Annotated in this window: 27 protein-coding genes and 1 tRNA gene; 4 read left to right on the top strand and 24 right to left on the bottom strand. The window is 49.0% G+C overall.

The genetic code is table 11. The annotated features are described in order from the left end of the window. Positions 1-430 (bottom strand): flagellar basal body rod protein FlgB (gene flgB, locus IT527_RS08385; protein ID WP_292968084.1); only part of this gene is annotated, 430 nt, incomplete at its 3' end. A 127-nt stretch (positions 431-557) separates the two neighbouring features. On the opposite strand from flgB, the gene flgA reads away from it, so the two are divergent. After that, positions 558-1,262 (top strand): flagellar basal body P-ring formation chaperone FlgA, encoded by a 705-nt coding sequence (gene flgA / locus IT527_RS08390; protein WP_292968085.1) that lies wholly within the window; start codon positions 558-560, stop codon positions 1,260-1,262. Between the two features lie 90 nt (positions 1,263-1,352). Here the strand turns inward: flgA and IT527_RS08395 are convergent, their stop codons facing one another. The 4 genes from IT527_RS08395 to IT527_RS08410 form a co-directional block, all read right to left on the bottom strand. Next, positions 1,353-2,333 (bottom strand): alpha-L-glutamate ligase-like protein, encoded by a 981-nt coding sequence (locus IT527_RS08395; RefSeq protein WP_292968086.1) that lies wholly within the window; start codon positions 2,331-2,333, stop codon positions 1,353-1,355. Continuing rightward, the gene (locus IT527_RS08400; RefSeq protein WP_292968087.1) at positions 2,308-3,840 is read right to left on the bottom strand and encodes an inactive transglutaminase family protein; all 1,533 of its coding nucleotides are present in this window, start codon (positions 3,838-3,840) and stop codon (positions 2,308-2,310) included. Before IT527_RS08400 ends, IT527_RS08395 begins: the two co-directional genes overlap by 26 nt. Beyond that, positions 3,837-4,421: an ATP-dependent zinc protease gene (locus IT527_RS08405; protein ID WP_292968088.1), complete on the bottom strand. Its 585-nt coding sequence runs from the start codon at positions 4,419-4,421 to the stop codon at positions 3,837-3,839. Before IT527_RS08405 ends, IT527_RS08400 begins: the two co-directional genes overlap by 4 nt. A 197-nt stretch (positions 4,422-4,618) precedes the next feature. Next, positions 4,619-4,692 (bottom strand) — tRNA-Gly (locus tag IT527_RS08410). Between the two features lie 566 nt (positions 4,693-5,258). Between IT527_RS08410 and IT527_RS08415 the strand changes: the two genes are divergently transcribed. From IT527_RS08415 to sucD, 3 genes are all read left to right on the top strand, one after another. Next, on the top strand, positions 5,259-6,209 hold the full coding sequence (locus tag IT527_RS08415) for a CoA ester lyase (RefSeq protein ID WP_292968089.1): 951 nt from the start codon (positions 5,259-5,261) through the stop codon (positions 6,207-6,209). A 131-nt stretch (positions 6,210-6,340) separates the two neighbouring features. Next, entirely contained in the window at positions 6,341-7,513 is a 1,173-nt protein-coding gene (locus tag IT527_RS08420; protein WP_292968090.1) for a malate--CoA ligase subunit beta, read from the top strand. A gap of 31 nt (positions 7,514-7,544) precedes the next feature. Beyond that, positions 7,545-8,432, top strand: coding sequence for a succinate--CoA ligase subunit alpha (gene sucD, locus IT527_RS08425; protein ID WP_292968091.1), 888 nt, complete (start codon positions 7,545-7,547; stop codon positions 8,430-8,432). Positions 8,433-8,794: 362 nt separating this feature from the next. Here the strand turns inward: sucD and IT527_RS08430 are convergent, their stop codons facing one another. From IT527_RS08430 to miaB, 19 genes are all read right to left on the bottom strand, one after another. Beyond that, complete coding sequence (locus tag IT527_RS08430) at positions 8,795-9,175, bottom strand: hypothetical protein (protein ID WP_292968092.1); 381 nt, start codon at positions 9,173-9,175, stop codon at positions 8,795-8,797. A 62-nt stretch (positions 9,176-9,237) separates the two neighbouring features. Continuing rightward, entirely contained in the window at positions 9,238-9,504 is a 267-nt protein-coding gene (locus IT527_RS08435; RefSeq protein ID WP_292968093.1) for a hypothetical protein, read from the bottom strand. Positions 9,505-9,650: 146 nt separating this feature from the next. Then, on the bottom strand, positions 9,651-11,111 hold the full coding sequence (gene lpdA / locus IT527_RS08440) for a dihydrolipoyl dehydrogenase (protein WP_292968094.1): 1,461 nt from the start codon (positions 11,109-11,111) through the stop codon (positions 9,651-9,653). A gap of 73 nt (positions 11,112-11,184) precedes the next feature. Beyond that, on the bottom strand, positions 11,185-12,231 hold the full coding sequence (gene nagZ, locus IT527_RS08445) for a beta-N-acetylhexosaminidase (protein ID WP_292968095.1): 1,047 nt from the start codon (positions 12,229-12,231) through the stop codon (positions 11,185-11,187). Between the two features lie 2 nt (positions 12,232-12,233). After that, positions 12,234-12,611, bottom strand: a complete 378-nt coding sequence (gene acpS / locus IT527_RS08450) for a holo-ACP synthase (RefSeq protein ID WP_292968096.1) — start codon at positions 12,609-12,611, stop codon at positions 12,234-12,236. Continuing rightward, positions 12,608-13,333: a pyridoxine 5'-phosphate synthase gene (pdxJ, locus tag IT527_RS08455; RefSeq protein WP_292968097.1), complete on the bottom strand. Its 726-nt coding sequence runs from the start codon at positions 13,331-13,333 to the stop codon at positions 12,608-12,610. Before pdxJ ends, acpS begins: the two co-directional genes overlap by 4 nt. 45 nt (positions 13,334-13,378) lie before the next feature. Then, positions 13,379-14,269, bottom strand: coding sequence for a GTPase Era (gene era / locus IT527_RS08460; protein WP_292968098.1), 891 nt, complete (start codon positions 14,267-14,269; stop codon positions 13,379-13,381). A gap of 75 nt (positions 14,270-14,344) precedes the next feature. Further along, positions 14,345-15,085 carry a ribonuclease III gene (rnc, locus tag IT527_RS08465; RefSeq protein ID WP_292968099.1) on the bottom strand — a complete coding sequence of 247 codons (741 nt, stop codon included), beginning with the start codon at positions 15,083-15,085 and terminating at the stop codon, positions 14,345-14,347. Then, positions 15,082-15,459: a DUF4845 domain-containing protein gene (locus IT527_RS08470; RefSeq protein ID WP_292968100.1), complete on the bottom strand. Its 378-nt coding sequence runs from the start codon at positions 15,457-15,459 to the stop codon at positions 15,082-15,084. Before IT527_RS08470 ends, rnc begins: the two co-directional genes overlap by 4 nt. A gap of 36 nt (positions 15,460-15,495) precedes the next feature. Further along, positions 15,496-16,296 (bottom strand): signal peptidase I, encoded by an 801-nt coding sequence (gene lepB, locus IT527_RS08475; RefSeq protein ID WP_292968101.1) that lies wholly within the window; start codon positions 16,294-16,296, stop codon positions 15,496-15,498. Between the two features lie 70 nt (positions 16,297-16,366). Next, positions 16,367-18,163 (bottom strand): translation elongation factor 4, encoded by a 1,797-nt coding sequence (gene lepA / locus IT527_RS08480; protein WP_292968102.1) that lies wholly within the window; start codon positions 18,161-18,163, stop codon positions 16,367-16,369. A gap of 214 nt (positions 18,164-18,377) precedes the next feature. Beyond that, the gene (locus IT527_RS08485) at positions 18,378-18,638 is read right to left on the bottom strand and encodes a glutaredoxin family protein (protein WP_292968103.1); all 261 of its coding nucleotides are present in this window, start codon (positions 18,636-18,638) and stop codon (positions 18,378-18,380) included. Between the two features lie 17 nt (positions 18,639-18,655). Then, a complete protein-coding gene (locus tag IT527_RS08490; RefSeq protein ID WP_292968109.1) occupies positions 18,656-20,050 on the bottom strand; it encodes a DegQ family serine endoprotease in 1,395 nt (464 codons plus the stop codon). 163 nt (positions 20,051-20,213) lie between these two features. Then, positions 20,214-20,792, bottom strand: a complete 579-nt coding sequence (locus tag IT527_RS08495) for a sigma-E factor negative regulatory protein (protein WP_292968104.1) — start codon at positions 20,790-20,792, stop codon at positions 20,214-20,216. A gap of 14 nt (positions 20,793-20,806) precedes the next feature. Next, the gene (gene rpoE, locus IT527_RS08500; protein ID WP_292968105.1) at positions 20,807-21,409 is read right to left on the bottom strand and encodes an RNA polymerase sigma factor RpoE; all 603 of its coding nucleotides are present in this window, start codon (positions 21,407-21,409) and stop codon (positions 20,807-20,809) included. Positions 21,410-21,448: 39 nt separating this feature from the next. Further along, positions 21,449-22,312, bottom strand: a complete 864-nt coding sequence (locus IT527_RS08505; RefSeq protein WP_292968106.1) for a transporter associated domain-containing protein — start codon at positions 22,310-22,312, stop codon at positions 21,449-21,451. Positions 22,313-22,366: 54 nt separating this feature from the next. Continuing rightward, positions 22,367-22,846: an rRNA maturation RNase YbeY gene (ybeY, locus tag IT527_RS08510; RefSeq protein ID WP_292968110.1), complete on the bottom strand. Its 480-nt coding sequence runs from the start codon at positions 22,844-22,846 to the stop codon at positions 22,367-22,369. After that, positions 22,821-23,834, bottom strand: coding sequence for a PhoH family protein (locus IT527_RS08515; RefSeq protein WP_292968107.1), 1,014 nt, complete (start codon positions 23,832-23,834; stop codon positions 22,821-22,823). Before IT527_RS08515 ends, ybeY begins: the two co-directional genes overlap by 26 nt. A 63-nt stretch (positions 23,835-23,897) precedes the next feature. Beyond that, positions 23,898-25,229 (bottom strand): tRNA (N6-isopentenyl adenosine(37)-C2)-methylthiotransferase MiaB, encoded by a 1,332-nt coding sequence (gene miaB, locus IT527_RS08520; protein ID WP_292968108.1) that lies wholly within the window; start codon positions 25,227-25,229, stop codon positions 23,898-23,900. Positions 25,230-25,508 lie beyond the last annotated feature (279 nt).

Raw genomic sequence — 25,508 nt, forward strand, 5'->3', positions numbered from 1 at the left:
ACTGCATCCGTTCGGTGTCCATATCGACGGTATTACCATCGATACTGGGTTGCTGCGGCACACGGTACTGCTTTGGTACGGAGGTGATCGACCTGAAATCTGCCATACCGATATGTCCGGGTGCTGTGGTCGCCAGAGAGGAATGCTGTACCCGCTGCGGTGATTGAACGTTCTGCATCGCTTTGGAGAAATCGAAATCTCTTGCCTTGAAACCCGGTGTATCGGCATTGGCGATATTCCCGGACAGTAGCTCCTGTCTGGTTGCCCGTAATCCCAATGCTCTCTGGTTAAAACCAACCAGATTTTCCAGTTTGCTGATCATGCTTTCCTCCTGCAAAGTAGTCACTACTACATTAAGCAGGAACCGTGCCAGGTTTAATTCCACTGCTCCCTGGAGACAATTTGGGGGCAATCCGTCAAATTGAATCATGATCCCCCCTCAACTCCCGGGTTAACCGGAGCATCGCGGCGATACCATGCGGAACGCAGCGGCAAAAATTGCCGCCTGCGGCAAAAAATACCCGCACAGATCACTTACTCTGGTGCCCAGCCTCAATATGATGAAAATAAATTTTTTGCTGCCTGTACTGATTTGCACCCTGATGCCGCTACCTGCCATTGCAGACGAAGCTGTTCCAGCCACACCCCTGCTCAATGTGGTAAATGATTTTGTTCGTCACGAAACCCGCCAGCTGCCCGGCAAAGTCATCATCAGGGTAAACAGGCCGGACAGCCGCCAGGCATTGCACCCGTGCCAGCAACCGGAAGCTTTTTTACCGGTGGGTGGGCGGGTATGGGGAAAATTCTCAGTGGGGGTGCGCTGTCAGGATACAGCCAGCTGGACAGTCTACATTCCGGTTGAAATTGAAGTCATTGCCCGTGTTGTGCATGCCGCCCAGCCGGTCAGCATGGGTAAAACAATAGACAGCCAGGATATCGTGAGTAAAGAAGCGGATCTCGTGCGCATTCCCGGGGGGGCAATCACAGACCCTGATGAGGTGATCGGCAAGGTGGCAACGACATTCCTGGCTTCCGGCCAACCCATACGCACACACCAGTTGCGTGCACCGCATGTCATCTCGCGCGGACAGAAAGTACAGCTTACCGTAATCGGGACAGGATTTGCCGTCAGCACGGAAGGGGAAACACTTGCTGCTGCTGCTGAGGGGGAAGTCGTCCAGGTGCGTAATCACACCGGACGTATCATTCGGGGAATTGCCCGCCAGGGTGGGGTGGTGGAAATAAGGCAATCGCCGCAATAGTGCGAAGCCGGTAAAGTTGAAGCAATCCGGCAACCGGATTCAAGGGACGGGAGGACAGGGCCAATCCTCCCTGACGGTGTCCGCAGCAGATCAGGTCTGGTTTGCTGCGAAGAGCTCCTGTCCCAGTGTGGCACGATCTTCCGCTGAAGCAGGGATTTTTTCCATTTTGGCAATTTTTTCCAGCAACCGGCTCATCCCTCTGCGATTGGCAATCTGGATGGACAGGCCGGGGCGGGCATTGAGTTCCAGCACCAGCGGCCCAAGTTCCCGATCAAGTACAACATCCACTCCCAGATACCCCAGTCCGACGAGATCGTGGCACTGTGCCGCCAGCGTCAGCAGTTTATGCCAGTGTGGAATTTCCAGCCCGCTGATGGCAGCCCCTGTATCCGGATGCTGTTCAATCGGGAAATTCTGCCAGATTGCATGAGTCGTGCGTCCGGTCATCAGATCAATACCGGCACCCACCGCACCCTGATGAAGGTTGGCTTTACCATCCGACATGCGGGTTGGCAGGCGCACCATGCAGGCAACCGGAATCCCTCTGAATACGATGGTGCGAATATCCGGCACACCACGGTAGGAAACCGCTTCAAACAGCGGATCGAATTTGACCCGATATTCGATCAGCGCCTGGTCAGGCTGTCCGCCCAGACTGTAAAGGCCGCTGAGGATGTTTGAAATGTGGTATTCGATTTCTTCTTCGGTCAGCAAATCGCCATTACTCTGCCGGTAACGATTGTTGAGGCGACCGGTAATGACACAAATTCCATTGCCACCCGAACCATGCGCCGGTTTTATTACGAAATCTTCATGATTCCTGACGATATTGGAAAAACCGGCAACATCATGCTGAATTTCAATAACGCCGTACAGCTCAGGCACCGCAATACCGGAAGCCATCGCCAGATATTTAGTCCGCAGCTTGTCATCCACCAGCGGATAAAGCGAACGCTTGTTGTAGCGCAGGATGAAATCAGCATTACGCTGATTCATGCCAACCACTCCGCTCTTTTTGAGCTTTTCCAGAAATCCGAACATGACGTTACGGCTTGTTTCGCGTAAATGCACGAAAACGCCAGAGCTCCATCAGCCGGTAGCCGGAATAACGGCCCAGCAGCAGGATTGCCGCCAGCACTACCAGCAGCAGCTCCGGGAACATAAAGAACATATACTGAAGTTCGCTGATGCTCATGGCCAGATAGCCCATTACCGCCACCAGCAGACTGCCTGATACCTGCTTGAAGGCTTCCATCGGCCCGGCCTCTTCCCAGGTCAGCGACATGCGCTCAATGGTCATGGTCATGATTACCATCGGGAACAGGGCAACGGATAACCCCATTTCAAATCCGAGCTTGTGCATGATGACGCTTACCCCGGCCATCAGCAGGACAACCATGGTTAACACCGCCGCCAGGCGGGGAACCAGCAGCAGCTTCAGCTGCTCGACATAAGCACGCAGTAATAGTCCCAGTCCTACGATCAGGCTGAACAGGATCAGCCCCCAGAATAATTCTGTTTCACGGAAAGCCATTGCAATCAGGATAGGCATGAACGTACCAAAAGTACGGATTCCGATAATGTTACGCATAAACACGACAACCAGTGCCCCCAGCGGCACCATTAGCAGTACCCGGTACACATTCTGGGTATGTACGGGTAATGAATACAGTGAAAATTCCATCAGATGAGAGCCTTTTTCCGCCGAACGAAACCCGGCAATATTGATGGTTTCCTGCACTGTTTTGGCAACCGAGTACTGGATACCGGATTCGGAAGCACCTTCAATCGAAAAAAAACGATCATCATCAGTCTGCCAGATGATGAAATCTGCCGGCAGACCTTCCCGACCATCCCTGATATTCAATGTGTGCCACTGTTCACCATCATAAACCTGCAGAAAATGCTCCAGATCTGTGTATTCCCGGTTGTCCTGCAGACGCAATCCGCGAATGACACGAGAAGGAATACGTGCACCAGCCAGAATCCAGCTCAGGCTTTTTGCCAGATTGCGTGTGCGGCTGACGTGTTTCATCAGCAACTTCAGTTCCGGCAGGGATGCTGCAGAATTCAGCTGCTCGATCACCCGTTGTGCAAAGGAAATGGTATCTGCCGATTGCTGACGTGCCTTGTCCAGTACCCCCTTTATCACCGGCACCAGCTTCTCGGGATATTCGGGAGGCTTTGGATAGACAGGTGCCGCATCCGGTTTACGGGCTGTTTCTTCATTCTCAAACAACACTACCCGGTAAAACAGCAGCTGTTTACCATGTGCCCTGCGTTTGGCCCACCGCGCCACACGGCCGGAATTATCCTGCTCGATTGCCAGACCGTAATCCGCGCTGACAAAGTCCTCATCGAGAATGGAATAACCGGCAGGGTTCAAAGGGAGCGGTAAAGTTACCTTGATTGCGCTATCCGATTTGGCCCGGAAACTGATGCGGGCTTCGATGTTCCACACCTGCGCCTCTTCTGAGGCGGTTAAAGGCAGACCGATTACTGCTATTTTGTAATAGGCCAGTCCCAATCCTGTCACACACAGGATTAGCGTCAGCAAAAACAAATGCAGTTTTTTCATTCAGATCGCCCGGAATCAGTTGACTCGTTCTCTTTCTTCTTCTTTTTGGTGTGGCCGCACACGGCCCTGGAAAGGTAGGCGCGCGCGGGATCAACTACCACATATCCGGCCAATGCCTTACGCCCGAGCAGCACCGGATAATTCAGGGCACGACGATCGATCAGATCGAATTCCGCTTCCCGGATTTCATCAGCCAGACAGATTTCCATAGAAATCACCGGACGCTCCTGCGGGGGGCCGTCATGCTGTTTGATTTTAAGCATGCGAACCAGCGGACGCTCAATTTCAACAGAACGTCCCCCGGTATCCTTCCTGAAGTCAAATGTAAACCTGACCCATGTTTTGCCATTTTTCTTGAATACGCTGATATCACGCGCGCTCATGGAAGAAGTGTTGGCACCCGTATCAATCCGGGCGGGAGTCTTGATTCCCCAGGGCTCCAGACGAATAAACTCTACCCAGCCAATGATTTTCAGAGGCTCTGAAATTGCTGTATTTTTTTCTGCCGAAGCTGTGCTGTAAGGTACCAGCAGTAATAAAACCGCAAACAGGGTGTGCAACAGTTGTCTGATTGAATGCATAGCTGTCAGGTTTTTCCGGGTTTTTTTGTTTTAATTAAAGACGGTACGGATCATGAGGATTTTATCGGACAAAGACAGGAAGCTGGCATAAGAAACCGGTACAAGAGGCTGACCTGACGGCTTCATGAAGTACGGGCAGGAACAAAACTCACCCCCGCAAACAGGAAAGGAAGCAATATCAGCCACCCCCGGTTAAATGGAGCGGGTGAAGGGAATCGAACCCTCGTATGCAGCTTGGGAAGCTGCCGTTCTGCCATTGAACTACACCCGCATGTATTAACACCTGCACCTGAGAATCCTCTGAAAAACGACCTGCGTTGCCCTCACCACGTTAAAAACAGCTGAAAATATGCATTTACCCTCTACATACTACGCACTTGCTCTTACACATCTGCTCTCTGTAAACCGCGTTTTCCCACCTGTTCTTACCTGTTTCTTCTTTGTACTGACTGCCGCACCAGCGTTTTTCTGTGAACCCCTGACCATCGCAAGCTGTACGACGATGCAAAACAATTATAACAAGACAAAATGAAAACAAATCCAAATCGAAAAAATAGAATGGTTTACGGGATTCCCCCCAATCCGGCCATCCCGGATGAGTCAACGTATCCCGGCACATCAGGAATGGCTGAAACCGGACTACAGCCGATGCTATAATTTCGCCGACCTGACTGGTAATGCTGCCAAATCGTTCAAAATATCACTTCCGTGTTTCCGGCTTTATCCTTTAATTTCGCGTACCGGATGATCCTGATGAATGACCGGGACGCTCCCTACAGCGTTTTATGCATGCCGGGGATTCACACATCACATCATATTTAATCTGCTGGAGGAATAATGAGCCACACCCTGTATGAAAATAAAACCCTGCGTGTACAACGCTGTGAACTGGCTGTTCCGGGCTCTCGCCCTGAGATGTTTGAGAAAGCGCTGAAAAGCGGCGTGGATTTCATCTTTCTGGATCTGGAGGATGCGGTAGCACCGGATGACAAAATCCAGGCAAGAAAAAATATCATTCAGGCGATTAATGATCTGGACTGGAAAGGCCACGGTATTACCCTTTCCGTGCGCATTAACGGACTGGATACCCAGTATATGGTGCGTGATGTGGTCGATCTGGTTGAACAGGCCGGAAGCAGGATCGACACCCTGCTGGTTCCCAAAGTCGGGGTCTATTCAGATATTTATATGGTGGAAGCCATGCTTAGCCAGCTGGAAATGCAGCAGGGACTGAAAAACCGGATCGGAATAGAAGCATTGATTGAAACCGCGCTTGGAATGGCCAATGTTGAAGATATTGCCCGCAGAGGAACAGCAGGACGCCTGGAGGCATTACATTTTGGTGTGGCTGATTACGCTGCCAGCAACCGCGCCCGCACCACCAATATCGGTGGGCTCAATCCGGATTATCCGGGCGATCAGTGGCATGCCGCCATCAGCAGAATGACCGTTGCCTGCCGTGCATTTGGTCTGCGGCCGATTGATGGTCCGTTTGGTGATATTCAGGATCCGGAAGGATTCAAACTGGCTGCAAAACGTGCTGCGGCACTGGGTTGTGAAGGTAAATGGGCCATTCATCCAACACAAATTGCTCTGGCAAACGAAGTCTTTACGCCTCCCGCAGCTGAAATCGATAAAGCCAAGCGGATACTGGCTGCCATGAAGGAAGCCGCTGCGCAGGGAAGAGGTGCTGCTTCACTCGATGGCCGGTTGATTGATGCCGCCTCGGAAAGAATGGCAAACAACATCGTCAAAATGGCAGAAGCAATTGCTGCCAAAAGCAGGTAAATACCCCAAACACACAGGGAAGTCCTGAAGCGATCTGCGCCCTGCCATCCTGTATGGAATCCGGCAAAAAGTGCATTTACCCTTTTCAGCTTCCTGATCCAACCATTCCATAAAACGCAAGGGAGAAACTATTGGATATCCATGAATATCAGGCCAAGGAAATCCTGGCTGATTACGGTGTCAGGCTGGCTGAAGGCGGACTGGCGCACACGGTGGAAGAAGCGGTTCAGCGCAGCCGCGAAATCGATGGCAATGTCTGGGTTGTCAAGGCACAGATTCATTCCGGCGCCCGCGGTAAAGCAGGGGGCGTCAAAGTCTGTAAAACACATGAAGAAATCGAAGCAACCGCTGAATCACTGTTGGGAAAAAAACTGGTTACCCACCAGACCGGCCCGGCAGGCAAGCTCTGTTCAAAACTGTATATCGAAGCAGGTACCGATATCGCGCGCGAAGTGTATCTCGCATTCATGATCGATCGCAGCCATGAACGTATCGTCATGGTAGGTTCTGCGCAGGGCGGAATGGATATTGAAACTCTGGCAGCCACCCATCCGGATGCCATCAGGAAAATCTACATTGAACCTGCTGTCGGTCTGCAGGATTTCCAGGCAAGAACCATGGCATTTGCGCTGGGTCTGGGAGATGAGCTGCTCAATCACGCCATCAGGACGATCAAGGGTTGCTACCGCGCTATGCGTGATCTGGATGCAAATATCCTTGAAATTAACCCGCTGGTGGTTACACGCAAAAATGAGCTGATCGCGCTTGATGCCAAAATGAGCTTCGATGAGAACGCACTGTTCCGCCGCACCCGGATTGCCGAGTTGCGGGATAACTCACAAATCGATTCACGTGAAGTTGCTGCAGCAGAAGCCGGACTCAGTTATGTCGGACTGGATGGAGATATCGGTTGCATGATCAATGGCGCAGGGCTGGCAATGGCTACCATGGATATGATCAAACTGGCCGGTGGCGAACCGGCGAACTTCCTGGACGTGGGTGGTGGTGCTTCTGCTGAACGAACTGAAAAAGCTTTCCGGCTGGTGCTGGCAGACAAAAATGTCAAAGCCATGCTGGTCAATATCTTCGCTGGGATCAACCGGTGTGACTGGATTGCTGAAGGTGTGGTCCAGGCGGTGCGAAATATTGGAATGACTGTGCCTCTGGTAGTGCGCCTGTCCGGTACCAATGTGGAAGAAGGCCGTCGCATCATCGCTGACAGCGGACTGCCCATCATTACTGCAGAAACACTGGCAGAAGCCGCCGAGAAAGCAGTGCAGGCACGCAACCAGGCCGCAGCCTGAAATACACGATACGAAAAAGGGGAACAGAAAAGTGGCAATTCTTATTAATGAGCGGACGCGGATCATCGTCCAGGGTTTTACCGGTCGGATCGGCACCTTCCATGCTCAGGAAATGATTGATTATGGCTCCAACGTGGTAGGTGGCGTAACACCCGGCAAAGGGGGACAGAAACACCTGGGGTTGCCGGTATTCAACACTGTGCGGGAAGCAGTTGAGCAGGCTGGTGCAGAAGCCAGTATCGTATTCGTTCCACCCGCTTTTGCAGCAGATTCCATCATGGAAGCGGCTGATGCCGGTATCAGATATTGTGTCTCTATCACCGATGGCATCCCGACCCAGGACATGATGGCCGTCAAGAATTTCTTACGTCTGTTTCCAAAGCAGGACAGAATGATGCTGACCGGTCCCAACTGTTCGGGCACCATCAGCCCGGAACGCTCCATGCTTGGCATTATGCCGGGACATATTTACAGCCGGGGGGTTGTTGGCGTGGTTGGCCGTTCCGGTACATTAGGCTATGAAGCTGCCGACCAGATGCGGCGGCTGAATATCGGTATATCCACCTCGGTTGGTATCGGCGGAGACCCAATTATTGGCAGTTCACACCGGGATGTGCTGGAAAAACTGGAAGCAGATCCGGAAACAAAAGTTGCGCTGATGATTGGTGAAATTGGCGGCCCAATGGAAGTGGAAGCAGGGGTATTTGCCAAAGAAAATATGAGTAAACCGCTGGTTGCCTACATTGCCGGGCTAACCGCACCGCCAGGAAGACGCATGGGGCATGCTGGTGCAATTATCTCTTCAGCCGGAGAAAGTGCCGCAGAAAAAGTGGAGCGACTGAAAGAACTGGGTGTCACCATCTGCCCGACTCCGTCACTTATGGGTGAAACCGTCGCAAAAGTACTCGCTGCACTCTGACAGGGCGATGTTTAACTGGCAGGATAGCTAACCAGGAGAATACCCTGCACATAACGGCCAGGCCTGTTAATAAAAAACATACAGGCCTGGCCGTTTCGTTTAAGGATTCTCTGAAAAACGTTGGTAAGGCAGCTGCCGGAACAGGGAAAAGAGCGAATAAAAACAGGTAACGCAAGCGGCAGATGGCGCAATAAGCGTAATAGGTGCAGTAAAGCGCAGTAAACAGCCATAAGGCCGGCCCGCAGAATATACCGGGTGAGAATTTGCCTGCATCGGGTAGAAAAATACGTTGACCGAATCGTAAATATGTATTTACGGCTGTTTTTAACGTAGAGAGACCATACAGACGATGCGAGCGGCTTTCAGAGGGCCTGCCCTTCATTATCAGTTTGAGTAGCCGGGTTGGCGTTTATTTTCTTTTCAGCCTTCTCCAGTTTTTTCGTACGCCGTGCAATTTCTTCCTTAATTTCCTCCAGGAAGCCGCTGTTTTTCTTATATTGCTGCTTTATCTTCCACCAGGTAAAGCAAATGGCTGTACCCGGCAGTATCGGTATAAAACCCGCCACATCAATACCATCAAAAGTTAGAAATACCACCCCGGTTGAAATACCAAACACACCGAGTAACCCAACTATGTTTCCCTTGCGCCCGTTCCAGATTGACTGATCATGTTTGGTACGCCATTCTTCAATCTGATTCCGGGCAGATGCAAGTTCATCGTCCGTCCATTTTTTGAGGCTCATCTGCTTTCCTCCTGATAGTTATCGTTATGGTCAAACGGGCAATTATCTTTCTACTCGCCCGGTCATTTTTTCTGCTCTGGTGCAGCACCCTTACCCGGTTTCAATCCATTCAACTGTTCGATTAGCGCCCGCCTTTCATTTTCTGCTTCCTGATAGCGCGTGTAGAGCTCGTGCAGTTCTTTTGTATAACGATGTATTTTTTCAGCATGTTCCCTGCGCTGCCTGGCGATATCCTCATATTTTGGTGCTTCACCGCTGATAATGCTATCCCCGGAGGGCTGTGTCTGCTCTACCTGTGCTATCTCGTTACGTCGTAATTCCTGAAGCATTTGAAATTGCTGGAACAGAATCTGCTGCTCCTGTTGCTGCTGTGTGATAGCAGTTTCCAGTTCTGAAATCTGTTTTCCATTATCGGCTTCCGCAGATACAGCGAGGGGCAACAGCAGTAAACAGAAGAGCAGCAGTTTTATCACGGTCAGATATGAATGGCTCGTTTATCCGCATCCAGCGCGGCTTCGTGCAGCGATTCAGACAATGAGGGATGCGCATGGACAATACGTGCCAAATCTTCACTGCTGGCAGAAAACTCCATCGCAACCACAGCTTCCGCAATCATCTCGGAAACATACGGGCCGACCATATGTACACCTAGGATACGGTCTGTTTCCGCATCAGCCAGAACCTTGACGAACCCTGCCGTTTCTCCCAGTGCACGGGCGCGGCCGTTAGCCATAAACGGAAATTGACCTGTCTTGTAGGTAATCCCCTCTGCTTTCAGCGCCTGCTCGGTTTTGCCCACCCAGGCAATCTCCGGTGCGGTATAAATCACCCAGGGCATCATACCGAGATCCACATGACCTGCCGAATCGGCCCCTCCCTGCCGGATTGATGCAATCCGCTCTGCAACAGCAACGCCTTCCTCGGATGCTTTGTGCGCCAGCATCGGCCCTCTTACGACATCACCAATCGCGTAAACATCTGGCAAATTGGTCTGACAGAATTCATCCACACTGATATAGCCGCGCTCATCACATTTAAGCCCTGTTTCTTCGGCCCCCAGTCCAGTGGTATTGGGGACACGCCCCACGGCCACGATCAGTTTATCCACTTTCAGCTTCTGAGCATTCCTGTCACGATCAACATACTCAATCTCGACACCCTGCTCATCTGTCCTGGTTGAGCTGATCTCCACTCCGGTGTGGATAACAAGTCCGGTATCGCGCGTCAGCGCCTTGTAAGCTTCTTTGGCGACCTGCTCATCCGCTGCCGGCAGGAAATCTGCCTGCGCTTCCAGCAATGTCACTTCCGCGCCCAGCCTGCGCCAGACACTTCCAAGCTCCAGACCAATCACACCTGCACCGATAATGGCAAGTTTCCCGGGTATTTGCTGTAAAGCCAGCGCACCCGCATTATCAAGCACATTCATTCCGTCCACCGGCGCACTCTTCAGCACGCGAGGAGTAGAACCGGTTGCAATAATAATATGCCTGGCACACACCGATTGCGCTTTCCCCTCAGCACTCACCCGGATTTCCCAGCTGTCATCCTTATCCGCACGTTTTTGCAATGTCCCCCGGCCATGTATGGCGGTTACTTTATTTTTTTTGAACAGCATACCGATGCCACCGGTAAAAGCTTTAACGATCTTGTCCTTGCGGGCAATCATGGCCGGAACATCGACCGACAGCCCTGCCACTCTGATACCATGTTCAGCGAATTTATGTCCGGCACGCTCGAAATTCTCCGAAGATTCAAGCAGCGCTTTGGAAGGAATACAGCCGACATTAAGACAGGTTCCACCCAGACTGGGTTTACCCTGTCCATTTTTCCAGTCATCGATACATACCGTATTGAGCCCGAGCTGCGCGCAACGGATAGCCGCCACATAGCCACCCGGCCCCGCACCGATAACTGCCACATCAAATAAATTATCCATATCAACCCAATCACTCAAATAGTTTGTTGAAAAATCCGGCCTGAATTATCCCGGAACAATGAAGGATCAGCACTCATCCGGATGTACAGGCAGGAGTCGCATCAATTTTATCGATCTCCGCCACCGCCTGAATAAATTGTGCCACTTCATGCAGCTGCGCCATAGATTGTGCCGCTGGCTGTCCGTGCATGCGCTCCAGGCTGGCCATACTGACAGTGGACGACTCCCATTGCAGGGATTGCAATAATTCATCAGCAGAATCAGGGTCATTACATACCAGCACCATATCACACCCTGCCTGTAAGGCCTGTTCCGCCCGGCGGGTGACGCTGCCATAATTCCTGGCCGCCTGCATACCCAGATCATCACTGAAAATACACCCTTCAAATCCCAGTCTGCTCCGCAAAATATCTCGCAGCCACCTGCCGGAAAAACCTGCCGGATTTGTGTCAATCGCAGGATAAATAACGTGCGCTGCCATGATGCCGGACAAACCGGAATCAATCATTTGCCGGAAAGGAATCAGATCTTCTTTTTCAATATCCGCGTAACTGCGTAAATCAACAGCGGTTTCAACATGGGTATCTGCCTGAATTGCGCCATGGCCGGGAAAATGTTTACCCACTGCCGCCATGCCTGCCAGTTTTAACCCGTTTATCAGGGCACCTGCCAGGTCAGTCACGGCTTGCGGTTTACGATGAAAGGCGCGGCTGCCGATTACACAGCTTTGTCCATAATCAAGATCCAGCACGGGCGTCAGGCTCAAGTCAACACTACAGGCCTTGAGCTCTGAAGCCAGCACATAACCTGTCTGCTTTGCCAGATGACAGGCCAGGTCAGGTTTTTCATCATAAATTTCTCCCAGCATATGCATTGGTGGCAATCGTGTAAAACCATCCCGGAAACGTTGCACCCTGCCCCCTTCCTGATCCACTGCAATGAGCAGGGGTGGGTATTTCAGTGTATGAATCGCTGTCGTCAGCTCAGCCAATTGCACCGGTGATGTATAGTTCCGCGCAAACAGAATGACCCCTCCCACCAGCGGATGATTCAGCCGGATGCGATCTGTTCCGGTTAATTCCGTGCCTGCTATATCGAGCATCAGCGGACCAGGTGGCATCACTATTTTTCCAGTACCACAAAAGCACTGACCATAGTCAGCTCATCACTAATGGAAAGGTGGTGGCTGGTAATACCACGCTGTTCCACCCAGCCCGCCAGCTCCTGATGAAATTCAAAATAGGGTTTACCTTGCGAATTGTGCCGAACCGCAATATTCCCGAATATAATCGGGGCACGCATCCCTGTGCCAGCCGCTTTGGAAAAGGCCTCCTTGGCAGCAAAACGCTTTGCCAGGAGCAGCGCAGGCTTGGCATGCTCCAGAAAATCCGGCCATTCCGTATCTGCCAGCACACGTTTGGCAAACCGCTCACCATAGCGCTCCAGCGATTGTGTGATACGAACAGGATCAACCAGATCCGTCCCGATACCGTAGATCATGCATCGGCTTTCCGAATCAGGGTTTTCATTTCCCGGACAGCCTCGGCAAAGCCAACGAACAGCGCCCTGGCAACAATGGCATGGCCAATATTTAATTCAGAGATTTCCGGTATAGCCGCAATCTGCGCGGTATTTCCATAATGTAATCCATGTCCGGCATTGACCTGCAATCCCTGGCTGAAAGCATAGGTCGCCATGGAACGGATATTTTCCAGTTCGGCCAGCTGCGCTTCAGCTGTTTCAGCATCCGCATAACGACCCGTATGCAGTTCGATCACAGGTGCGCCCGCCCTGACTGCGGCGTCGATTTGATCAGCCTGTGCATCAATAAATAACGAAACCCGGATTCCGGCTTGTACCAGACGCCTGCACGCTGCGGTAACCAGTGCGAAATGCCGGATCACATCCAGCCCGCCCTCAGTCGTCAGTTCTTCTCTCCGTTCGGGAACCAGACAAATATCATGCGGTTTAATCCGGCAGGCGAAAGTAACCATCTCTTCTGTTACAGCGCTCTCCAGATTCATCCTGGTTCTAAGCCGGTCACGCAAGATAATGACGTCCTCTTCCTGAATATGTCGACGATCCTCTCGCAAATGCAGCGTAATTGCATCAGCACCGTTATCCTCGGCAATCAGTGCCGCCTCAACCGGGCTGGGATAAGTTGTGCCGCGCGCCTGCCGTACAGTTGCCACATGATCGATATTAACGCCCAGAGCTATCATGATTATTCGGTTTTCCCGTCCACTTCCTGTCAGTAATTTTCTCTTTTATTCATAACCCAGGCTTTTTAGTGCCGCAGCATCATCCGCCCAGCCGGATTTCACTTTAACCCACACTTCCAGATAAACTTTGCCACCCAATAATATCTCCATATCCTTGCGTGCCTGTGTTGCCATCTCCTTCAGTTTTTTCCCCTGCCTGCCAATGAGAATCGCTTTCTGGTTTTCTCTTTCCACCAGAATACAGGCATGGATACGCCGTAAATTACCTTCCACAACAAACTGTTCTATTGCCACACTAACGGAATAAGGTACTTCTTCCCCCATTTGGCGGAAAACTTTTTCTCGCAGCAGTTCTGATGCCAGAAACCGCTCACTGCGATCAGTAATTTCATCTTCTGCGAATACGGGGGGATTTTCCGGTAAATATTGACGAACTGCTTCGACTAAAGCCGGCAGCTGCCTGTTTTGCAGGGCACTGACAGGTACGATATCCGAAAATTCGAATAATTCAGCTATTTTCCGGATAAAAGGAAGCAACTGCAATTTATCAGCCAGTGTATCAATTTTACTGATTGCCAGAATTACAGGAAGAGCCCGGGGTAACTGCTCTAAGACCTGTGCATCTTCATGGCCAAACCGCCCGGCTTCTACCACAAATACAACAACATCCACATCCTGCATACTCTGCAGAACAACCCGGTTCATTGTCTGATTCAGCTGGCTGCGATGGCGTGTCTGGAAACCGGGTGTATCCACAAAAATAAATTGTGACAGCGCATCAGTCAAAATTCCATGAATCCGGTGGCGGGTAGTTTGTGCTTTTCTGGAAGTAATACTGATCTTCTGTTTGATCAGATGGTTCAATAATGTCGATTTCCCAACATTTGGCCGCCCCACGATAGCTATATAGCCTGTTTTGTACCCGGGTGCGTTCATGATATGTCGCTTTTCAGACGAAAGAAGATAAGGTTGGTCAAGGGAAGTAATCTTATTACTGACAAGACGGACTGTTCAATGCTTCACAACAGCAAGCTCGTACGCCTGTCGTGCAGCTTCCTGCTCAGCCCGGCGGCGACTGGTTCCTTCGCCTTTTGTCCGGATATCAAATTTGGGAATAACACACTCCACCTGAAAAACCTGTGCATGCGGATCACCCTGAGCTGAAAGCACACTGTATTCCGGCAGAGCAACCCTGCGGCTCTGCAGAAATTCCTGTAACTGTGTTTTTGGATCTTTACCGGTAATATCCGGGTCCAACTGCTTAATCATTGGCTCATACAGGGCGGTAATAATCTGTACAACCGTGACAAACCCGCTTTCAAGATAGATCGCGCCGATTATAGCTTCCACTGCATTGGCCAAAATTGAAGGGCGACAATGTCCGCCGCTTTTACGTTCACCTTCACCAAGCAGAATCAGTTCCCCGATCCCCAAAGCAGATGCCAGCTGATGCAATGCCTGCTGATTGACAAAATTGGCACGCAACCGGGTCAGATCTCCCTCCGGCAGTGACGGGAAATGCCTGAATAACAATGTTGACACGGCACAGTTTAGTACACTGTCGCCCAGAAATTCAAAGCGCTCGTTATTTGGAAAACCGCAGCTGCGATGTGTAAGTGCTTCCCGAAGTAAATCAGGCTGCTTGAAGAGATAACCCAGTTTTTGCGAGAGGAGCGTGTAATCCCGCTCTTTCAGTGTTTTTATTCGTTTATTTTTTGTATTGCGTACAACAGCAGATTTGGAACCGGTCATCGGTTACTGGCAGCATCGAAATCAATCTGTAAAGACAGGTTGGCAAACAAGGGTTTTATCACTGTATAACTCACATTCAACACAACCTGTTCGTCCTGTTTTTTGATGATGACATCACTCCCGCTTACTGACCTGATAGCATCCACGGAAGCACGCTTGTCAAACGCCTGGCGAATTGCCTGGGTTCCTGCAGTACGCAGTTCCGGATCGCTGGCAATAGCGACCAGTACTCGCTTGACAGCGGCAAATTCAATATAGGCAGGGACCAGTCGCATCCCCAGAATCGCCACCAGAACAACGACTGCCGACCATGTCAGCAACCCCGGTAAACTTACGCCCTGCTGTCTTCTGCCTGCTGAAAAATCTGGATACATAAAAAGCCTCCGCAATATACTGAAGGTTCAGGTTGTTTATTTGATCAACGTACCTATTCTGCCCAGGTCGTTAAAATTCCACCAGATCAGAAAAGCTTTGCCGACAATATTGTTTTCCGGCACAAATCCCCAGTATCGGCTGTCACTGCTGCCATCACGATTATCACCTAGTGTGAAATAATTTCCTTCCGGAACTTTGCAGGAGAAACCGGTGCTATCGAAGGCGCAATTCTCCCGGTTTGGGAACTGATGTACAGCCGACAGCTGAATATCGGGCATATCATCACTGATCAGAATGTCATGTTCGTGACCATCCATACTCTCTTTCAGCCGCTGGGCATAAATATATCCCGGGCCCTCGATATATTTATAGTCCCCATCCTGCTCCAGCTGAACGGGAATATCATTGACACTCAGTTTTTTATTCCGGTAGGTAACTGTATCTCCCGGAACACCGATCACCCGCTTGATATAGTCAATAGAAGGATCTTCCGGGAAGCGGAATACCATGACCTCACCACGTTGCGGTTCATTTATATCGATAATTTTAAGGTTGGCAACCGGCAGCCTAATTCCATAAGTGTATTTGTTAACCAGTATAAAATCCCCGACCAGCAGCGTTGGAATCATTGAACCGGAGGGGATTTTGAAAGGCTCTACCAGAAATGATCTCAGGCAGAATACAACCAGAATGATGGGGAAAAAACTCTTGGGGTATTCGATCCACCATGGCTCAATACTGTCGGCCACACGCTGATGCCTCAGCACAAAATAATCCCACAGCCAGACTCCGCCTGTCACCACCAACAAAACGAGCAACACCAATGGAAAATTCATAACACCCCGGTACTTACCTGATCCAGAAATATACCAACCAACACCTTACCCGTCCCGACCGCCAGTAATTTTATTTGTTATCTACCTGAAGAATAGCAAGAAATGCGGCCTGTGGAATTTCGACATTACCGACCCTTTTCATACGTTTTTTACCCGCTTTCTGCTTTTCCAGCAGCTTGCGTTTACGGGTAATGTCTCCACCGTAACACTTTGCCAATACATTTTTGCGCAACGCTTTTACATTTTCACGTGCCACGATGTGAGCACCAATTGCTGCCTGCACGGCAATATCAAACATTTGTCGAGGAATAAGCTCACGCATTTTCTGCGCCAGTTCTCGCCCGCGATACTGGCTGCTGGCACGGTGTACGATCAGGGATAAAGCATCTACCCGGTCACCGTTGATCAGTATATCGAGCTTAACCAGATCAGCCGCCCGAAATTCCAGAAATTCGTAATCAAGCGAAGCATAGCCGCGACTCACAGATTTCAATTTATCAAAGAAATCCATAACCACCTCGTTTAGCGGCATTTCATAGACCAGCATCACTTGCCTGCCCATATACTGCATATTCTTCTGGATACCCCGCTTGCCGGTACACAGCGTCATTACCGCACCAACATATTCTTCAGGCACCAGAATTGTTGTGGTAATGATTGGTTCCCTGATTTCTTCTATGCTGGAAAGATCCGGCAATCTGGATGGATTTTCAATTTCAGTCACATTACCATCACGCAGGGCGACCTGGTAAACCACTGTGGGTGCAGTGGTAATGAGATCCATATCATATTCACGCTCCAGTCGCTCCTGAACAATATCCAGATGCAATAACCCCAGAAATCCGCATCGAAACCCGAAACCCAATGCCTGTGAAGTTTCCGGCTCAAAATGCAGAGAAGCATCATTTAGCTGCAGTTTTTCCAGTGCCGCGCGCAGTGCATCGTACTGATTGGATTCAACCGGATACAACCCGGCAAAAACCTGCGGCTTGATCTCCTTGAACCCAGCCAGAGGCGCCGTGGCGGGACGATCAGCGAGTGTTACCGTATCTCCTACTTTGGCAGATTTCAGATCCTTGATCCCTGAAATAATAAAACCCACTTCACCTGCACTCAGGGATTCACGGTTAACCGCTTTGGGCTGAAAAACACCGACTTCTTCACATAAATAACCCGCTTTGCTGGACATCAACAGGATTTTATTACCAGGCCTTAGCATCCCATCCACGACCCGAACCAGCATGACAACACCAACATAGCTGTCAAACCAGGAATCTATAATCAGCGCCTTGAGTGGCGCATCAATATCTCCTTTTGGGGGCGGGATCTGTGCCACGATCATTTCGAGTACCTGATCCACTCCTTCTCCAGTCTTCGCACTGATACGCAAAGCACTTTTGGCCTCAATCCCGATAATATCTTCCACCTCGGCGATCACTCTGTCAGGATCTGCTGCAGGCAGATCAATCTTGTTGAGTACCGGGATCACCTCAACACCCTGTTCGATTGCGGTGTAGCAATTTGCAACTGTCTGTGCTTCAACTCCCTGGGAAGCATCGACAACCAGCAGCGCTCCTTCACAAGCAGAAAGTGAGCGGGATACTTCATAGGAAAAATCAACGTGTCCCGGAGTATCAATCAGATTCAGCAAATAATTCCTGCCATCCCTGGCCTGATAATGCAAAGCAGCAGTCTGTGCCTTGATAGTAATACCGCGTTCACGCTCCAGGTCCATTGAATCGAGTACCTGATCCTCCATTTCCCGATCAGAGAGGCCGCCGCAAAACTGGATAATGCGATCGGCAAGCGTGGATTTACCATGATCAATATGCGCAATGATAGAAAAATTACGAATATGCTGTATCAAAAGAAATCACCAATTGGCGGAAAAGTTGACAGGAACCGGGGACGAAAGGAGCGATTGTATACAAATCAGCAGGGGGAAGATAGATTTCACAGCCCTGTCTGCACAATGACTGCACCGGACAACATCCGATAATTACGTAATGTGGAATATAAAGGAAAGAACGCGGGACTTACCGCGAGAAAATACCCGGCTTTACGGATAAACCGCCTGACGTTTAAGCTCGGGAGAGATAGCTGTCAACTACAACCATATCAAGAAAGTAATGACAAAGCTCCCTGTTTTCATTAACAGCAAAGAGAACGGGAACACGCTCAGTATACATTTGTACCAAACGGTCATCCCCATCAATATTAACCACCTCAAACTCAAACCGGGATTTTTCCTGTAAATCCCGAAGGGAGGCAATCATCTCCTCGCAAAGATGGCAACCCTCCCTTCCATATACGATCAGTTTTTTAGATTGCGTTTGATCCATTGCATCAGGAACCCGTTTTACTCATCTATTTTCATGGTAATAAAAGTCGTAACATCTCCCCTTCTTATCAGGAGCGCAATATTTCGGCCTTTTTTAGCATTATCCAGTAATTTATTAAACTGTTTGACGGAATTCACATCCTGGTTATTGAACCCCAGGATGATATCTCCAGGGCGTACATCCGCATTTCTGGCGATTCCATCGTACACTTCCTCAACCAGCAAACCATTATCCACCCCAAGCTGATTCTTCTCACTGATAGTGAGCTCCCTCAGAGCAAGCCCCAGCTTGCTGGTTACATCACTCGATTTACCTTGCTTCTGGGTAATGGCACCATCATCCCCGGGCATTTCCTCCACAGTGACTGTCAATTTTTTGATTGAGCCATTCCGCCACACCTCGACAGGCACTTTCGTACCTGGTTTTGTATTACCAACAATACGGGGCAAATCGCTTGAAGTATCGATATTCTTACCATCGAATTTCAGAATTACATCTCTTATCTTGATACCCGCCTTGTCTGCCGGCCCGTTTTTCTCTATTGAAGCAACCAGTGCACCACGCGATTTGTCCAGACTAAACGATTCTGCCAGCTCGTCTGTCATTTCCTGGATCATGACACCAATTCTGCCCCGCGAAATTTTGCCAAAGGCCTTAAGCTGATTAGCGATCTCCATTGCCACATCAATCGGAATAGCAAAGGATAACCCCATAAAACCACCTGTACGGCTGTAGATTTGTGAGTTGATCCCCACGACCTCCCCTTTCATATTAAACAGAGGCCCTCCTGAATTACCCGGATTGATTGCCACATCAGTTTGAATAAAAGGCACATAACTTTCCTGAGCAAGTGATCGCCCCTTTGCGCTCACGATTCCAGCCGTAACCGTATTTTCAAAGCCGAAAGGAGCACCAATTGCAACCACCCATTCACCAACCTTAAGCTGATCCGGATTACCTTGCGTAACGACAGGCAAATCATCCGCATCTATTTTGAGCAAAGCCACATCCGTTTTTCGGTCGGCTCCAATTACTTTTGCGCCAAATTCTCGCTTATCCGTCAACCTGACCTTGATTTCATTAGCTGACTCAACCACATGTGCATTGGTCAGAATATAACCATCCTTACTGATAATAAAACCGGAGCCCAGCGAACGGGATTCATATTTTCTCGGGCCGGAAAAAGGCTGCATATGCCTGCGGAAAAACTCGTAAAAAGGAGAATCTTCCGGAATATTGGGAAACTCAGGAAGGAAATGGTTTGCATCAATCTGCTGAGTCTGTATGGTACTAATGTTGACAACCGCCTGCCCGTGCTGCTCTACCAGATCAGTAAAATCCGGTAAATCTTTTGCATGCAGAGAAACCGGTAACGCTATTAAAGCCACGATAAACAGGTAAATTGCAAGAATACGCCTGCACCCTGGGTTCGTAATTTTATTCACCAATTTTTGCTCCATACCTTGATAAAAGTTATTCCGGGGGGCCACGTTAGTTATGTGTTTATTCACCAGAAAACCTCAACACACTTAGCCACGATTTTATTTTGCAGGTTACACAGATCCGGTTTTTGTGCTATTCAGCCGGAGAAACCGCATGATCTCCAGCCGATCCGGCCGGAGAAGATGTCGACTCAACCGGATAGCGGGCTGATCTTTCATAGGTCAGATCTTTATATACCAGCGGATAATGGCCATAGTGATTACTCACGGGCATGGAAGGAGAAGAATATGCAGATACCGGCTGGAAAGTCATTGATGAAGGGCGGCGCCCCCCTGCTGAAGGAGTATGGCTGTTAGCCATATACATCTCTCTATGCGATGTTTCGTTCTGTTCCACCGATTGAGAGATCAGCCATCCGACTGACAGGACTGCAACCGCGGCGGCAATCGAAAGGCTGCCCAGTTTTTGTTTACGATTCTGATGGGATTTATGCGGGTAGGCAGCTAATAAAAACGGCTCATCAGCCAGGCGATCCCTGACTCGTTCTGATATATCTATGCTAATGGCTGATTGACGCAGAGAATCGCCGATTGCATGATAAATTTTCCAGTCAGCAAGTAAATCACTATCATCCTTGATTGCATCAATAACCCTGCCAGCTTCAATATCACCAAGCTCACCATCTACCAGTTCAGATACTTTATTTTTCACAGTTTCACCTCTTGTTACCACCTTTTACTCTTATCAGTACCCAGTAAAGGCCTCAGCCTGTCTGCAACTGCCTCACGCGCTCTGAATATGCGCGACCGCACCGTCCCGACCGGGCAATTCATAACACCGGCAATCTCTTCATAACTCAGTCCTTCAATTTCCCTGAGAACAATAGCCGTCCTCAGCTCTTCAGGTAAGGTCTCAAGTGCCTGATTCACCGTTTGAGCAACCTGTTTCCCCATAAGTTCACTTTCTGGCGTGTTCACCTCCCGAAGCTGGTCAGCACCTTCAAAATTTTCGGCTTCTTCCGCATCAAACCCGTTAATGGTTGCAGGAAGTTTTCGGCCTTGCGATACCAGAAAATTCTTGGCTGTATTGACCCCGATCCGATACAACCAGGTGTAAAAAGCACTATCGCCACGAAAAGAGGGCAATGCCCGATAGGCTTTAATGAAAGTTTCCTGGCTGATATCTTCTACTTCCGCAGGATCACGAACAAATCGTGATAATAAACGTGCCAATCGCCGCTGATATTTAATTACCAGCAGATCAAACGCACGTTTATCACCATGTTGTACTTTTTCCACCAACTGTTGATCGATTTCACGATCACTCATTTCTCTGGTTTCCAGGATAAATCAATATATGGTTAAAAATTAAACAGGCTCATGGGAACCTGTGTTCTCAGCAACATCAGGCCTGATGCGCTCTACTTCCAGCAAATGCAAACGGCGGCTATCCGCTCTCAGGACCGTAAAACTAAAATCCTCAATGGCAATGGACTCACCATTCCTGGGAAGCCGGCCAAATTTATTGATAACAAGCCCGCCAATCGTATCAAACTCGTTATCACTGAACGTTGCACCCAATGTCTCGTTAAAACTGGTTATTTCTGTAATTGCCCTGACACGATAATGACCTTCTGTATCCGCAACAATGTACGTATCATCCTCATCAAAATCATATTCATCCTCGATATCCCCGACAATCTGTTCCAGGACATCTTCAATGGTGACAAATCCGGCTACTCCGCCATATTCATCAACCACAATTGCGATATGGTTGCGATTACTGCGAAAATCTTTAAGTAAAATATTCAGTTTTTTGGATTCAGGGACATACACAACCGGACGCAGCATATCGCGGATATCGAATTCCTCCCTGCTTGCGTAATAACGCAACAGATCCTTTGCCAGTAATATACCGATAATCTGATCTTTACTGCCATCCGTAACTGGAAAACGTGAATGAGCTGTCTCGATTACAAACGGAATAAATTCTTCCGGCTTCTCGCTGATATCGATCGTATCCATTTGTGAACGGGGAACCATCACATCGCGCACTTGTTTTTCGGAGACCTGCAGCACCCCTTCAATCATGGCTAATGCGTCCGCATCAAGCAGGTTACGTTCACAGGCAGAATGCAACAAAGCCAGCAACTGCTCACGATCTTCCGGTTTACGTGAAAGTAATGTACTAATATGTTCAAACCAGCCGACTTTGGTGGAGGTTTCGCTCATAAGGTTATAAATTGGGAATAAAAAGAGGGGGGGCTCGTAACCGCTTACGTCATCTCAGTATTGAATGGCATAAGGATCAGGGTAACCGAGTCTGGTGATAATTTCTGTTTCAAGTGATTCCATCACAGCAGCATCTTCATCACTGATGTGATCATAGCCTTGTAAATGCAAAACACCATGAACAGTAAGGTGTGCATAATGTGCTGTCAGGTCTTTACCCTGCTGCAGCGCTTCGTTATAAACAACGGGCGCGCACAACACAATATCACCCAGAAGCGGTATTTCATCACCATACACAAACGTCAGCACATTGGTTGCGGAATCTTTACCACGAAAGTCATGATTCAGCATCGCACCTTCCTGCAGATCAACAACACGAATCACCATTTCAGCAGGCTTACTTAACGCAGTCCTAACCCATTTACGGAACAAATATCTACTCGGAATATCTGTTTTATCAATTGCAAACTGTACTGTTAACTTGAGCTCCTGTTTGCAGTCTGGTGATTCAACCGGATTGTTTACCCGGAGCATATTTCTCATAGGCATCTACTATACGTTGAACTAGCGGATGGCGGACAACATCTTCCGTTCTAAAACGGGTGAATGCTATTCCGCTTACATTCTTCAAAACACGCTCCGCTTCAACTAAACCGCTTTTCTGATGTTTAGGCAGGTCTATCTGTGTAATATCCCCGGTGATAACCGCTTTGGAACCAAAACCGATACGTGTCAGAAACATTTTCATTTGTTCCGGTGTTGTATTTTGAGCTTCATCCAGAATGATAAATGACTGATTGAGCGTGCGGCCACGCATGAAGGCCAGTGGTGCAATTTCAATAATGCCTTTCTCAAAATGCTTGCTGACCTTTTCAAATCCCATCAAATCATACAGCGCGTCATAAAGCGGCCTCAAATAAGGATCCACCTTCTGAACCATATCTCCAGGCAGAAATCCCAGCCTTTCTCCAGCCTCTACCGCCGGGCGCACCAGAATAACCCGGCTAACCAGTTCACGCTCCAGTGCATCTACCGCACAGGCAACAGCAAGATAAGTTTTACCTGTGCCGGCCGGGCCAATGCCTAAAGTAATATCATGATTTTTTATCTGGAAGAGATAATCTGTCTGCCGGGCAGTACGTCCGTGAATATTGCCGCGACGAGTAATAAGCTGCAAAGGTGTTGCACTGGAATTTACAACAGCACTGTCTGAATCCATTAGAGAAGAAGGGGAAGGGTTATTTCGAACCTCAATTAAACCCAACTGAATTTGTTCAATACTAAGGTACCGGTGCGAATCATCATAAAACTTTTTGAGCGACCGGATGGCCAGCTGAGTATGGTCGGTCGAACCATAAAGCTTAAAGTGATTTCCCCTTCGTGAAATTACCACATCAAAAGCAGATTCAATCTGCTTGAGATTCTCATCAAATGCACCGCACAGGTTGGCCAGACGTTCATTATCTGCAGGGGACAGGGTCAGTCCAACCGGTTTGGATTTTATTGCCACTTCAAGAGTCATTGTTATATTCGGATTTTTAAGCAGCAGTCAAACTGAACAGCAGACAGGTGAAGGGCATCGTAATCACTGTGAACCGGAAACTTCGCCACGTAATGTATGTGAAGAAACGGCAGTTATTCTGATATCGGCAAAATTTCCTGCCAGACTTGTATAACCAGCAAAATTGACTACCCTGTTATTATCTGTCCTTCCACAAAATTCACCAGGATCCTTTTTTGAAGGCCCTTCTACCAGAACACGCTGGATAGTACCAACCATTTCCTGGCTAATTCTCTGTGCATTCAGTTGTATTTTTTCCTGCAAACGATGCAACCTTGTTAACTTTATCTCGTACGGGGTGTCATCCAGCAAGTCTGCAGCAGGTGTTCCCGGACGCGGGCTATAAATAAAACTGTACGATTCATCAAAATTCACATCATCGATCAGTTTTATCGTTGCTTCAAAATCATCATCTGTTTCGCCAGGAAATCCGACAATAAAATCAGACGATATCGATATACCCGGGCGAACAAGGCGCAATTTACGAATAATGGATTTATATTCAATGGTGGTATAGCCCCGCTTCATTGCAGCCAATACCCTGTCTGAACCGGATTGCACAGGCAAATGCACGTGCCCCACCAGTTTGGGCAGATGCTGGTATGCTTCAACCAGCCGGGTTGTAAATTCCCTTGGATGGGAAGTGGTATATCGAATACGCTCTATTCCGGGAATTTCATGAACGTAATCCAGCAAAGTTGAAAAATCAGCAATTTCACCGTTATCCATCCTGCCAAAATAGGCATTCACATTCTGCCCGAGCAACGTAACTTCTTTAACACCCTGTATCGCCAAACCCGCAACTTCTGTAAGAACATCGTCAAGGGGCCTGGAAACTTCTTCTCCCCGGGTATACGGCACAACACAAAAGCTGCAGTATTTACTGCAACCTTCCATTATCGATACAAAAGCAGTTGCTCCATCTGTTCGTGCAGGAGGTAAACGATCAAATTTTTCTATCTCGGGAAAGCTGATATCCACCTGCGGTTGACCTGTGCGTCTACGAGCATCGATCAGGTCGGGCAATCTATGCAGTGTTTGAGGACCAAACACCAAATCTACGAATGGGGCCCGCTTAACTATTTCCGAACCTTCCTGGCTGGCCACACACCCGCCGACACCAATCAGGAGCTCAGGTTTATTTTTTTTAAGATACCGTACGCGCCCCAGGTCATGAAAAACTTTTTCCTGTGCTTTTTCACGAACCGAGCATGTATTAAATAAAATCAGATCGGCTTCTTCAGGTATTTCAGTCAGCACCATTCCTTTTTCAGACGAAAGAATATCCGCCATTTTGTCCGAATCGTACTCATTCATCTGGCAACCAAACGTCTTAATATAAAGCTTGTTACCCATCGCCCCTCTTGTTACACACAACTTTAAGCTACAAAACAACTCTGCCGACAAAAAAGCAAGCTGCAATCTTAAGGAGGAAGGTTAATCCACACCAGAAGATTACAGCTTGCCCTTTGATATATAAAGATATATCCGATACACCGCAGCAAACTACAACTTACTCATTGTTATTGCTGTTTTCGCTGGAGGAGGTATCACTGTCTTCACCGGCTTTTTCGGTGTCAACTTCTTCCACATCAACTTCCACTTCACCTTCGTCTTCTTCACCCTCATCATCTC

This window comes from Nitrosomonas sp., assembly GCF_020852615.1.
In the GTDB taxonomy this organism is placed as follows: Bacteria; Pseudomonadota; Gammaproteobacteria; order Burkholderiales; family Nitrosomonadaceae; genus Nitrosomonas.